The sequence below is a fragment of the Vibrio sp. Y20_XG_PY13 genome (genome assembly GCF_024181925.1).
GTDB classification, from domain to species: Bacteria; Pseudomonadota; Gammaproteobacteria; order Enterobacterales; family Vibrionaceae; genus Vibrio; species Vibrio parahaemolyticus.
On the sequence record NZ_JAMZAL010000008.1, the window covers coordinates 151614 to 164579 of the forward strand.

Consider the following 12966-nt stretch of genomic DNA (forward strand, 5'->3'; position numbering starts at 1 on the left):
TTGAGTTAAACTACTGAGAATTAACCAATCTATTGACCGCGGGAATAGAAAATGAAAAAATTGCTTCCACTATTTATCAGTGCAGCGCTAGGTGGCATAAGTTCTTCTGCATGGGCAGATTCTTTAGCTGAAATCTACGACTTAGCAAAGCAAAATGATCCACAATTGCTCAGTGTAGCAGCACAGCGTGACCGAGCTTTTGAAGCAATCACCTCTAGCCGTAGTGCTCTATTACCACAAATCAACCTAACTGCGGGTTACAACCTAACTCGTGGCGACACCGACTACGACGATAGCGCTTTAGGCAAATCATCAAACGATCAAGACGCCTTAACCGCTGGTGTTAGCTTTTCTCAAACACTTTATAACCGTGCATCTTGGATTTCTCTAGACACAGCAGAGAAAAGCGCTCGTCAAGCAGACGCAACTTACGCAGCAACCCAACAAGGTTTGATCCTTCGTGTCTCTCAAGCGTACTTCGAAGTATTGCGCGCTCAAGACAACCTAGTATTTGTTCGTGCAGAAAAAGCAGCCGTTGGTCGCCAACTAGAACAAACAAAACAACGCTTTGAAGTTGGTTTGTCGGCAATTACTGACGTTCACGACGCACAAGCTCAGTACGATGCTGTACTAGCGGATGAAGTGTTGGCAGAAAATGACCTGATCAACAGCTACGAATCGCTACGTGAAATCACAGGTCAAGAACACAAAAACTTAAACGTTCTTGATACTAACCGTTTCTCTGCGACTCGCACTAGCAGCCCAGCTGAAACATTGATCGAAGAAGCGAAAACGAAGAACCTTAGCCTATTGTCAGCTCGTATTTCTCAAGACATCGCGCGCGACAACATCTCACTAGCTAGCTCTGGTCACCTACCAACTTTATCTCTAGATGGTGGTTACAACTACGGTGATTATTCAGGCACAGAAAGTAACTACAACAGTGGTCTTGGCCGTAATGCAAATAGTGACCGTACAAGCGACGGCTTCAATATTGGCGTTAACCTAGCAGTGCCACTTTACACTGGCGGCAACGTGACATCACAAACCAAACAAGCTGAGTTTGCGTACGTTGCAGCAAGCGAAGATCTTGAAGCTCAATACCGTAGCGTAGTGAAAGATGTTCGTGCACAAAACAACAACATCAACGCTTCTATTGGTGCGTTAAAAGCGTATGAGCAATCGGTAGTTTCAGCGAGATCTGCGCTAGAAGCGACAGAAGCAGGTTTTGATGTAGGTACTCGTACTATCGTTGATGTGCTAGACGCAACTCGTCGCCTATACGATGCGAACAAAAACCTTTCAGATGCTCGTTACAACTACATCTTGAGTGTTCTTCAGCTTCGCCAAGCGGTTGGTACACTAAGCGAACAAGACATCTTGGATGTGGATGCAGGTTTGAAACCAGCGAAATAACGTTCAGTTATACAATGAAATTAAAACGCCAGTTGATTCTTCAACTGGCGTTTTTGTTGTCTTTCATTCGATGCAAAGTACCTAACATTGTACGCCTAGCGATTGTCTCGCAAATGCATTGCTACACCAGAACGTAGAACAGCAAGCATAGAAAAACAAAAAGGCCGCTTTGCAGCGACCTTCCAGATAGTGTTCTTCAAAGCAGTAAGGCTTAGCCTTTGCCGCCTTTAATTGCATTGATGATTTCGCTGGTTGAGCAACCATCTTCAAAGTTCAAAACACGAACTTCACCACCTGCCGCAATCACTTCTTTACCACCGGCAATCTCTTCTGGTTTGTAGTCACCGCCTTTAACTAACATGCTTGGCAGCACTTCAGAGATCAGACGCTGTGGCGTATCTTCACTAAACGGTACAACCCAGTCAACTGCACCTAAACCTGCCAATACTGCCATACGGCGATCGGTTGGGTTTACTGGACGACCCGGACCTTTCAAACGCTTTACAGACTCATCGGTATTTACTGCGACAATTAGGCGATCACCTAGCTCAGCAGCATGATTAAGGTAAGACACATGACCAGCGTGAAGAATATCAAAACAGCCATTAGTCATAACGACTTTCTCGCCACGAGCACGTGCTTTTTTCACCGCTTCGATCAGTGCTTTTTCTGAGATGACACCAAAGTCGGTATCTTGACTGCCATGAACCGCTTCTGCCAATTCAATTTCAGACAGCGTCGACGTACCCAATTTACCCACGACAACGCCAGCAGCTGCATTAGCAAGTGCACACGCTTCTTCAAAGGATTTACCTGCCGCAACCGATGCTGCAAGTACAGAAATCACCGTGTCGCCAGCACCTGTTACGTCGTAGACTTCTTTCGCTTGCGTTGGTAGATGGAATGGCTCTTGGCCGCGACGAATCAACGTCATACCGTGCTCACTACGTGTTACCAATAGCGCTTCAAAATCAAACTCTTCAACAAGTGCCAGTGCTTTCTCTACCAGCTCTTGATCCGATTTCACTTTACCGACCACATCTTCAAACTCTTTCATGTTTGGTGTCAGTAGAGTTGCACCGCGGTAACGTTCAAAGTCCGCACCTTTAGGATCAATGAAAACAGGAATATTCGCTGCTCGCGCTTTCTGAATGTACGCTTGAACGTGCTCTAGAGAGCCTTTTGCGTAGTCAGACATGATCACCGCTTTCACGTTTGGTAGCGCTGCATCCATACGAGACAGAACCGGGGTCGCGTCGGTATTCTCAAACTTATCTTCGAAGTCAAGACGGATAAGTTGCTGGCCACGGCTCATAACGCGTAATTTAGTAATGGTTGGATAATCAGGCAACGCAACAAAATCACACTTCACGTTCAATGCGCTGAGTGTTTCCGTTAGCACTTTTGCTGGCTCATCTTCACCAGTCAGACCAACAATGTGAGCATGACCACCTAGTGACGCGATGTTCATCGCAACGTTCGCAGCACCACCCGGACGCTCTTCATTGTTTTCTACTTTTACAACAGGTACTGGTGCTTCTGGCGAGATACGTCCAGTTGGGCCATACCAGTAACGGTCTAGCATGACATCACCGATGATGAGCACACCAGCGCTGTTGTAATCAGGTAGAATTGGTTTCATTATTGGTCTCCAAAAATTAAATCGTGGTGAGTTTAGCACAGCCTTTTTCTAGGCTGAACCTTGAGCACTACTTCTACTTAGGCGAACCACTGGTTCCATGCTTGCTTCACCCATTCTCTTTCTGCAACAAACTTATCTTCAACCACATCTGCATCCAAATTAAGCAGGTTTCTGTGGTGTATTTCGTTACGCATCGTCGTGTACGCGCGTATCAGTTGCATCGCTTGGTCTTCCTCCATGACACCTTGAGCAATTAGCGTTTCATATATTCGGACATTGTCACACCAACGCGTAAGCTTAGGTTTCTCGTGACTATAGTTAAGCACCAAATATTGAGCCAAAAATTCGATATCGGTAATACCACCGACGTCTTGCTTGATCATGAAGCGACCAGATTTCTTACCACCTAAATGATCGCGCATTTTTTCGCGCATCTCGACGACTTCTTTTTTCAACGTTTGCTCATCACGCGGTTTACACAACACATCATGACGGGTGTTATGGAAAGCAATCGCCAATGGTTCATCACCATAAATCATGCGAGCGCGCACTAAAGCTTGATGCTCCCAAGTCCACGCATCTTGATGTTGATAATCATCAAACGCATCGGTTGGACTCACCAACAGGCCGGACGCACCAGAAGGACGTAAGCGAGTGTCCACTTCGTATAGAATGCCTGATGCGGTGCGGGTTGAGAAAATATGGATGATGCGCTGTGCTAAACGAAGGTAGAACTGGCGGCCGTCAATTTCCTTCTTACCATCGGTGTATACATTAACTGGGCAGTCGTGCATAAAGACGATATCTAAGTCTGAGTTGTAGCCCAACTCCCATCCACCGACTTTACCATAACCGATCACGGCAAAGCCTTTGCCTTCACGGTCTTTCACGTGTGTTGGCTCGCCGTATTTTTCCGACACTTGAAGCCACGCTTGGCTGACCACCGCTTCAACAATGGCTTCTGCTAGATAAGTTAAGTGATCACTTACTTTCATGACTGGCAGCACGCCAGCGATATCCGCCGCCGCGATACGCAAAATACAAATTTGCTTAAACTGACGCAGCGCTTCCATTTGCTGCTCCATATCATCTTCGGGAATACGGGCAAGGAAATCGCGCAATTCAGTGCGATAGCTATCGAGTGGAATTGGGTTGTACAGTTGTTGAGGATCTATCAACTCATCCAGAAGGATTGGATAACGAGACAACTGTTCGGAAATCATTGGACTTGCGGTACACAAGCGCACCAACTGCACCAATGCGGCAGGGTGTTCATCCAACAATTCTAAGTACGTCGTGCGCGTGCAAATATTGTGTAGTAAATGCAACACTCGCGGTAAACCAAATTGAGCATCTGGGTGGGCAAACACCGCATCAAACACTTTTGGCATCAAGCGATTTAAGACTTCTCGCCCACGGGGGCCGAGCGTTTTCTTGGCCAAGTCGGCTTTAAAGTTGATGATAGCTTTAGAGAATATGGCGGGTTCTTCGACTTGAATGTCCTGCTCTAAAATCAGCTCTAACACATCTTGTTTATTGGCCATATCCCATAATTCATGGAAATGACGAGCAATCGTGCTGCCCTCATCTTCTTCATCGTCACCAATCAAGGTTTCAAATACTTGATGCACTTTGTTCATGTGCTGCTGAGTTTGTTCGATGAGCAGCTCCCACGACTCTAGCTGCATCGCAGTTGCCAGTTTTAAACGCTCAATGTCGCAATCGGGCAGCGTTTGAGTCTGCTTGTCTGCCATTGCTTGCAGTAGATTTTCTAGCTGGCGTAAATATTTATATGCCGCTTCCAGATTGCTGACTTCTTGCGGGGTTAACAATGCAAGCTCTTCAATACCATTTAAGGTTTCGAGCAAGCCACGATTGCGCAAAGATGGCTCTCGCCCGCCACGAATCAGTTGGAAAACTTGCGCGATAAACTCAATTTCTCGAATACCACCAGCGCCCAGCTTGATGTTGTTGGTTAAACCGCGACGTCGCACTTCACTGCTGATCATTGATTTCATGCGGCGCAATGACTGAATCGCACTAAAGTCGATGTAACGACGGAACACAAACGGACGCAACATTTTGCGTAGCTCTTGATATTGCGGATACATTTCGCATCCCATCACGCGCGCTTTGATCATCGCGTAACGTTCCCAGTCTCGTCCTTGCTCTTGGTAGTAATCTTCCAACGCAGCATAGCTCATGACCAACGGGCCGCTTTCTCCAAATGGACGCAACCGCATGTCGACGCGATAACAAAAACCATCAAACGTCTGTTGATCGAGTGCTTTGATGATCCGCTGACCAAGACGAGTAAAGAACTGCGCATTGGCAATACTGCGGCGGGCACCTTGGGTTTCGCCGTTTTCAGGGTAAGTAAAAATCAGGTCGATATCGGAAGAGAAATTCAGTTCACCGCCTCCTAGCTTGCCCATCCCAATGATCAACATCGGTTGAGCTTCACCCTCTGCATTTGTTGGCGTTCCCCATTCTGCGCAGCAAATTTTGTATTGCCATTGGTATGTCTCAAAGATCATCGCCTCTGCCAATTGGGACAAATGACGTAATGACTCTTCAAGTGTCCAAGCATGTAAGAAGTCTTTCCACGCGATGTAGACCATTTCTCGATTTCGGAACTGACGCAGAACGCGATGACCAGACATTTCATCTGGGCATTCTGCCAATAAAGCGGCCAGACGGGTGCGATAAGCTTGGTGTCGGCTAAGCTCACTTAACATCGTTGGTAACTGCTGCGCGAGAGCCTCGTCACGGTGAATGGTTTCCGTAATAAATTGGCTCAACGCCGAGACGTAATGAAACTGCTCTACGACCTCATTTGGCCATGATTGAAGGTAACCCGCTTCTTGGGCATTTTGAACGGCAGATTCGGCGACAGAGACCAGTGACGAAGGCAGCTGCATGTTTCTTCCTTGTGTGAAAAGCACGGTGATTCATTCTTTATACCAGACTTAAAGCAAATAAAAACGCCCACAAAAGGTTTGTGGGCGTTTTATCAAATCCAATTCGCTTTATACGCTAAATGACTTAATCTTCTTATCTAGCTCTTCGGCATTACTTTGCATCATTTCAGAGGTTTCCAGTAACTCTGTGACCACCACGACCGATGCTTCAACCAGCTCACGAACGTTCGTTAAGTTCTGGCTCATTTCTTCCGCTACACTGCTTTGTTGTCCTGAAGCGGTGGCAATTTGGAAGTTCATGTCGTTGATTTGTGTTACTTGAGCAACAATGCCATCAAGCTCACTACCCGCGTTAGAAACCAATTCCACGCCTTCAGCAGCTTCGACAACACTTTTCTCCATCAAATCAACCGCAGAAGTCGCGCTGGCCTGTAGCTGAGTGATCATTTCTTGAATTTCCACCGTCGCTTGTTGCGTGCGCTGCGCAAGGTTACGAACTTCGTCCGCCACCACAGCAAAACCACGCCCTGCTTCACCAGCACGCGCCGCTTCAATCGCCGCATTCAAAGCAAGCAAGTTGGTTTGCTCAGAGATGCCTTGAATCGTACCCACTACGCTACCAATCGACTCAACACGCTCTTCGACTTGGTTTACGGCTTGTGCAGAAGAAGCAATATCTGAAGATAGCTCGCTCATTTTCGCCACTGTGCTTTGCAAGAACTGTTGACCCGTTACGGCTTGCGTGGACGCCTGTTCCGTCAAAGAAGAAGCCGTTTGAGCATGATCGGCCACCGTTTGTACGGTCGATGACATCTCACTCATGGCCGTCGCCAGTTGGTCAATCTCGTTGAACTCTTCCTGCGCCGACTCTTTAGTTTCTGACATGCTCAGCGTCATCACTTCCGTCAGTGTCGCTAGCTCGTCGGATGCGTTGATTTGCATTTGAATCACGTCATGCAGTTGGCGACGCGTTTTCTCTAGCTCTCGTGCCACATCTCCGTATTCATCTTTACAGTCCATACCAAACGGTACCGACAAGTTTTTGCTCGCCATTAATTTGATGGCTTCATTGAGATATTGAGTTTGGCGCAGCATTACGCGTGCGGCGGCCAATAGTAAAGCCACAAAAACGACGATAAGTAGCGCGGTCTGCCACACTACTTGAGTCAAATACGCTTCATAATGTTGTTGAGCAACTTGCGCATTTTGAGTGGCTGCTAAAAGTGAATCGTAAAATGTGTTTGCGTCCCAAAGTTGTTTTGCCACGATCAGAACGGTACTGAATACCATCAACATGACCATTTTCGGTACAAGTCGAATGTCGGATATGACCCTTTCCCATGGCTTGAATGCCAGCTTTTCCATTGTCAGTTCTCCACTGAGTCTTATATAGTTTTTACATCTCTTATAGTTATGTTTGCGCTTGGGTTCTATCACGCGATTTATTTCGAGCTTCGTATGAAAAATAATGATATCAAAGACAGCACTCGACCGATGGGCCTGTTGTCACTAATCTTGTCCTTTATGGCGTTATTTGTGATCTCTGGCCTGTTGTTTTTTCCAATCGATAACGAAACCCGTCAAGTTCTTATCGGTCTGGATTTTATAATCTGTAGTATTTTTCTATTGCAGCTCACCATTGATTTGATCCGCTCCACAGATCGACGTTCATTTATTAAGCTGCATTGGATAGATTTTGTGGCCAGCATCCCAATGATCGAGCCATTACGCTTTGCTCGCATCTTTCATATTTTGCGCGTGGTGTTGGTGCTGCGCTCTTCAAAGTTCATTCTGCATCAGCTCAAAGAAAACCGCCGAGAAACCACCGTCGCGTCCATATTGCTGTTGATGGTGATCCTCATAACGCTCGGTTCCACCGCCATGCTGTTTATCGAAGCCAAAAACCCAGCTGCGAACATCCGTACTGGAGCTGATGCTTTGTGGTGGGTCTTTGTGACCATCTCCACTGTGGGTTATGGCGATCATTATCCAGTGACCTCTGGAGGAAAGTTTTTAGCCGTCATCATCATCGTTTGTGGAGTGGGGATCTTCGGTATGATCTCTGGTGTGATTACGTCGATTTTAACCGCTCCGACTAAACAGCAAGATCACCGTTCTAAGAACAAAGAGCGGATGTTAGAACAGCTATTAGAACAGCAAGAACAAATCCTTGAGCGACTAACTCTTATCGAAGAGGAAATGCAGCAACGCAAAATTCAGACAAAAAAATAGGACCTATCGGTCCTATTTCTCTTTAAATTAATGAAGATAACGCAGCTTTACACTCGCTTATCTTATTTTTCACGCCAGTACGGCTGAGTCTCTACGCTGATTGCTCTTGTTTGATCCATTGCATGAAGAATCGAACGCTCTTGGCGGTGCAGCCAACGCTCTAGCTGTTCTTTCTCTTCATTTTCCAGCATATCGACCAAAGGTAATAGATGGTTCAGCATCAACAGATCATCAATGCCATGCACTAAGTCAGCCCAAGGAAGGCGGAAGCTATTACGCTCGTCGAAGTTGTACAAGCTCGCAAAACCAATTCCAGTGTAAAGGTTACGCAGCAGACGGTAACGCTGATCCACATACTCTTGCGCAGACAAATCACGCTCTGCAGGGAAAGCTTCCATCAGCTCTGCCCAAGTGCGATCCAATTGCGTCACAGAAAACGGCATGATGTTGCTTGCCATCTTCTCGCGCGCTTTCTCATCCAAGAATGGCTGCCAGCCACGTGCTAAGATCCAGCGGCTAAGATCCAGCAGTAATCCTGTGTAACGCGCCGAACTCAACAATGTCAGCATCTCTTCACGACTTGGCAACTCTTCCAACTGTTGGGTCAACTCGGAGACAAGGAACTTACGCGCGTCAAGTTTGCGCAATACGTTACCTTTATCATCAAGCAACTCTTCAAGGTGAGCATGTTCATCAAGCCAAACGAGCTCTTCTTCTAACCACTTCAATTCTTGACGCAAGATAGCGCTCGCACGACGAGGCACTACGCCACCAAAAATGGTCAATGTTTGGCGAATAAAACGAATGGCGTTACTGATTTCACGCAGCGCTTCCACACTGTCGCGCTCTGAGTAAATTTGTTCGTGGTAATGCCAATGCGATAAAGCATGTTCAAGTGAATTGATTAAGCAGTATTCAACGGTGTCTGTTTTGTTACTGTCCACTAAAGAAAGCGGCTTCACTTCGTCGCCAGTGTAACCAGTCGCTAAACGGTAGCCTTTTGCGGCTTTGCTCAAGTTACCCAGACGCATCCCACCTTGTTCGCAGAAACTGCGCGCCAAGGTAAATAGTGCATCGGTCTGGCCAGATTTGAGTTCAAGTTCGACTTCACAAATCGGTTCTTGTCTCTCTTCTCCGTCTTCCCCTTGCGCGACAACCATGCCTTGGTCAAACGCGACCTCTACTTGGCTGCCATCTGGCATACCAATCAGCCACTGCTCACGCGTGAAGTTGGTCGAAAAAAGCGGAACTAACTCGGATTGTAGAGTCTCGACACCTTTGCCTGACGGCCAGATATCGGAAGGATGAAGCGAAAGATCCGGTTCATTATTTGTGTGCTCAGCATTGTATTCTGGTCTTTGATGTAAGCCTGCGACAACGCGTCCTGCGGTTTTTACGGTTTGGACGAAAACGTCATCAAAACGGCGAATTCTTAAACCAATGTCGTGCTGTCTTAGCCAATTGTCGGCTGTATCAAAATAGGTGTTACCCAAGTCACGACAACTATGCTGAAGTACTTTTGTTTCAGAAATTTTTGCTCGTAAAGTTTCTGAAAATTCAGGAGAAACAAAAAACTTCAGTTCTATCTCGGTTTCCATAGCTATACCTTTCAAAGCAGATAGAAACAGGATATTGCCTAATTTCTCGCACGGCAAGAAAGAAATATCACCCGAATGATGATCTAAAACAGTTTTAATGAGCCATTTAATGCGTTAACATGCGCGCCTTTATAGCCATCGTTCAACATTTCGCCAAGAACTAAGAAATGGTGTATGTTTTTTTAAGGTTATAGTTATTAGGTTGAATGACCATGCCAGTAAATACAATTATGGGGTTATTTGCAAAGTCCCCAATTAAGCCTTTGCAACGCCACGTTGTGTGTGTCAACGAATGTTGTTCACACCTGGTGAAGTTCTTTGAAGTTTCTTCAAAGGGTGACTGGGAAAAAGCATCTGAGATCCGTGCACAAATTTCTCATCTAGAGAAAGAAGCGGACGTGCTAAAACGTGAAATCCGTCTAAAACTGCCTCGCGGTTTGTTTATGCCAGTCGATCGTACTGACATGCTTGAGCTTCTGACTCAACAGGACAAACTTGCTAACCTGGCAAAAGACATTGCTGGCCGTGTATATGGTCGACAACTTGTCATTCCTGAGGCTCTCCAACCAAACTTCCTCGCTTACGTTCAACGTTGTCTTGATGCTGCTAACCAAGCGCAAAAAGTAATCAATGAACTTGATGAACTGCTAGAAACCGGCTTCAAAGGCCGCGAAGTGACGCTCGTCGCTGAAATGATTCATCAGTTGGACGTTATTGAAGATGATACCGATGCCATGCAGATTGAACTGCGCCAACAACTGATGGCGATTGAATCTGAAATGAACCCTATCGATGTCATGTTCTTGTACAAGATTCTTGAATGGGTAGGTGGTATTGCCGACCAAGCGCAGCGCGTAGGTGCTCGTTTGGAAGTGATGCTATCTCGATCTTAAAACATAAGTTAACGACATAACGAAGAGCATAATGAACACGTGTCAGATGGACGATGACTATTTTCACCGTCTTATGGTTTGGCGCGCGTAAAATTTTGCTCCGCTTGTTATAAAACAACTAGGTATTACGATGGATATCCTTGCGAACTACGGCACTGTCCTGATTATTGTTGCAGCGATTTTTGGTTTCATGATGGCGATTGGTATTGGCGCGAACGACGTTGCTAATGCGATGGGTACATCAGTAGGTTCAAAAGCGCTAACCGTAAAACAAGCTATCATCATTGCGATGATCTTCGAATTTGCGGGTGCATACCTTGCAGGCGGTGAAGTAACCGACACTATCCGTAAAGGTGTTATCGAAACATCTCTCTTTGCTAGCCAACCAGACATTCTTGTCTTCGGTATGATGTCAGCACTTCTTGCTGCTGGTACATGGCTACTGCTTGCTTCTTACATGGGCTGGCCTGTATCAACGACTCACTCTATCATCGGTGCAATCATCGGTTTTGCGTGTGTGTCTGTAGGTACTGAAGCGGTTGACTGGAGCAGCGTTCAAGGGATTGTCGGTAGCTGGATCATTACTCCGGTTATCTCAGGCTTCTTTGCTTACGTCATTTTCGTCAGCGCACAGCGTCTGATTTTTGATACTGAGAATCCACTATTCAACGCAAAACGTTTCGTTCCTGTTTACATGTTCATCACGACAATGGTGATTGCACTTGTAACCATCAAAAAAGGTCTGAAACACGTTGGTCTTCACCTGACTAACGGCGAAGCGTGGATGTGGGCAGTAGCGGTATCTGCACTTGTTATGGCTGGCGGCTACTTCTACATTCAGAAAAAATTCGCTAACCGTGAAGAAGACCGCAGCTTTGCTGGCGTAGAAGGTATCTTCAGCGTTTTAATGGTAATCACAGCTTGTGCGATGGCATTTGCTCACGGCTCAAACGACGTCGCAAACGCGATTGGCCCTCTTTCTGCAGTAGTATCGACTGTTGAACACATGGGTGAGGTTACAGCGAAAAGCACTATCGCATGGTGGATTCTTCCATTGGGCGGTATCGGTATTGTTGTCGGTCTTGCAACAATGGGCCACAAAGTAATGGCAACCGTTGGTACAGGCATCACTGAACTAACACCAAGCCGTGGTTTTGCTGCTCAGCTTGCAACTGCATGTACGGTTGTATTGGCATCAGGTACTGGTCTGCCAATCTCTACCACTCAAACACTGGTTGGTGCGGTTCTAGGTGTAGGTTTTGCACGTGGTATCGCGGCGCTAAACCTAGGTGTAGTACGTAACATCGTGGCTTCATGGATTGTTACGCTACCAGCAGGTGCACTATTGGCTGTCGTATTCTTCTACGGCATTCAAGCGATGTTCTCTTAATACATCCGTCAATAGAATGTAAGCGCTTTGTCATTATTGACTCAAACGCACAGAAAGGGAGGCTTTGCCTCCCTTCTTTGTTGCACCGAACTTTGAAACTGCATACTATTCGTCTATTTCCGGCTCCAATCATTCGGTGCCAACGCTGTATCCAAGAAAATCGTTAAGGGATTTACTGTGAAAAAACTAATCATCACGGTTTTGTTTACTTTGCTAGCAGCACCAGCGGCACTAGCAGCAAACCGTTATATTTCTGATGACCTATTCACTTTCATGCACTCAGGTCCAAACAACACTTACCGTATCATTGGCAGCATTAACGCTGGCTCTAAAGTTCAGCTTTTACAAGCCAACAAAGATACAGGCTACACGCAAGTTCGTGATGACCGCGGCCGCACTGGTTGGGTACAAAGCAAGTTTGTGACAAATCAAGAAAGCATGGCAATTCGCCTTCCTCGTATTGAGAAAGAGCTGTCAGAAGTGAAAGAACAGCTAGCAAATGCTCGTCAAACTTCTGATACCGAGAAAGCGGGTCTAGTAACATCACTAGAAACTCGTAACCAACAAATTACAGATCTAGAGAAAAAATACTCTGAGATCAGCGACCAGCTCACTTCTGTTGAAACAGAAAACCGTGAACTTCGCGCCAAGCTGGATACACAAAAAGATGACATGCTGCTTAAGTACTTCACTTACGGTGGCGGTGTAGCCGGCCTTGGTCTTTTATTTGGTTTGATTCTTCCTCATATCATTCCACGCAGAAAGAAATCACCTGCAGGTTGGGCATAACTGCCCCACAAACTACCGGTTTGCACATAGCGGATACGAAAAAGGCCACATTCATGTGGCCTTTTGCTTATCTAATGGTTTCACG

General features: G+C 46.2%; 9 protein-coding genes. 5 read left to right on the top strand and 4 right to left on the bottom strand.

The annotated features are described in order from the left end of the window. Window positions 1-51: 51 nt before the first annotated feature. Window positions 52-1416, top strand: a complete 1365-nt coding sequence (gene tolC, locus NL646_RS18240) for an outer membrane channel protein TolC (protein ID WP_005497054.1) — start codon at window positions 52-54, stop codon at window positions 1414-1416. 211 nt (window positions 1417-1627) lie between these two features. Here tolC and hldE read toward each other — a convergent pair whose 3' ends face one another. From hldE to NL646_RS18255, 3 genes are all read right to left on the bottom strand, one after another. Further along, complete coding sequence (gene hldE, locus NL646_RS18245) at window positions 1628-3058, bottom strand: bifunctional D-glycero-beta-D-manno-heptose-7-phosphate kinase/D-glycero-beta-D-manno-heptose 1-phosphate adenylyltransferase HldE (protein WP_005497052.1); 1431 nt, start codon at window positions 3056-3058, stop codon at window positions 1628-1630. Between the two features lie 77 nt (window positions 3059-3135). Next, complete coding sequence (glnE, locus tag NL646_RS18250; RefSeq protein ID WP_025441277.1) at window positions 3136-5979, bottom strand: bifunctional [glutamate--ammonia ligase]-adenylyl-L-tyrosine phosphorylase/[glutamate--ammonia-ligase] adenylyltransferase; 2844 nt, start codon at window positions 5977-5979, stop codon at window positions 3136-3138. A 108-nt stretch (window positions 5980-6087) separates the two neighbouring features. Further along, window positions 6088-7344 (bottom strand): methyl-accepting chemotaxis protein, encoded by a 1257-nt coding sequence (locus tag NL646_RS18255; RefSeq protein WP_005455439.1) that lies wholly within the window; start codon window positions 7342-7344, stop codon window positions 6088-6090. Window positions 7345-7392: 48 nt separating this feature from the next. Between NL646_RS18255 and NL646_RS18260 the strand changes: the two genes are divergently transcribed. Next, the gene (locus tag NL646_RS18260) at window positions 7393-8211 is read left to right on the top strand and encodes a potassium channel family protein (RefSeq protein WP_005455438.1); all 819 of its coding nucleotides are present in this window, start codon (window positions 7393-7395) and stop codon (window positions 8209-8211) included. 62 nt (window positions 8212-8273) lie between these two features. On the opposite strand, the gene NL646_RS18265 is transcribed toward NL646_RS18260, so the two are convergent. After that, the gene (locus NL646_RS18265) at window positions 8274-9809 is read right to left on the bottom strand and encodes an inorganic triphosphatase (protein ID WP_025441276.1); all 1536 of its coding nucleotides are present in this window, start codon (window positions 9807-9809) and stop codon (window positions 8274-8276) included. Between the two features lie 212 nt (window positions 9810-10021). Here NL646_RS18265 and NL646_RS18270 point away from each other — a divergent pair, with 212 nt between their 5' ends. The 3 genes from NL646_RS18270 (at window position 10022) to NL646_RS18280 (ending at window position 12881) form a co-directional block, all read left to right on the top strand. Next, the gene (locus NL646_RS18270) at window positions 10022-10702 is read left to right on the top strand and encodes a TIGR00153 family protein (protein ID WP_005479163.1); all 681 of its coding nucleotides are present in this window, start codon (window positions 10022-10024) and stop codon (window positions 10700-10702) included. Window positions 10703-10832: 130 nt separating this feature from the next. Further along, window positions 10833-12092: an inorganic phosphate transporter gene (locus NL646_RS18275; protein WP_005479165.1), complete on the top strand. Its 1260-nt coding sequence runs from the start codon at window positions 10833-10835 to the stop codon at window positions 12090-12092. 177 nt (window positions 12093-12269) lie between these two features. Further along, window positions 12270-12881: a TIGR04211 family SH3 domain-containing protein gene (locus tag NL646_RS18280; protein ID WP_005455434.1), complete on the top strand. Its 612-nt coding sequence runs from the start codon at window positions 12270-12272 to the stop codon at window positions 12879-12881. Window positions 12882-12966 lie beyond the last annotated feature (85 nt).

Bases quoted from the DNA above. Each gene is read 5' to 3' on its own strand.
- hldE (WP_005497052.1), bottom strand. From the start codon at position 3,058: ATGAAACCAATTCTACCTGATTACAACAGCGCTGGTGTGCTCATCATC.
- glnE (WP_025441277.1), bottom strand. From the start codon at position 5,979: ATGCAGCTGCCTTCGTCACTGGTCTCTGTCGCCGAATCTGCCGTTCAA.
- NL646_RS18275 (WP_005479165.1), top strand. From the start codon at position 10,833: ATGGATATCCTTGCGAACTACGGCACTGTCCTGATTATTGTTGCAGCG.
- NL646_RS18260 (WP_005455438.1), top strand. From the start codon at position 7,393: ATGTTTGCGCTTGGGTTCTATCACGCGATTTATTTCGAGCTTCGTATG.
- NL646_RS18265 (WP_025441276.1), bottom strand. From the start codon at position 9,809: ATGGAAACCGAGATAGAACTGAAGTTTTTTGTTTCTCCTGAATTTTCA.
- NL646_RS18270 (WP_005479163.1), top strand. From the start codon at position 10,022: ATGCCAGTAAATACAATTATGGGGTTATTTGCAAAGTCCCCAATTAAG.
- tolC (WP_005497054.1), top strand. From the start codon at position 52: ATGAAAAAATTGCTTCCACTATTTATCAGTGCAGCGCTAGGTGGCATA.
- NL646_RS18255 (WP_005455439.1), bottom strand. From the start codon at position 7,344: ATGGAAAAGCTGGCATTCAAGCCATGGGAAAGGGTCATATCCGACATT.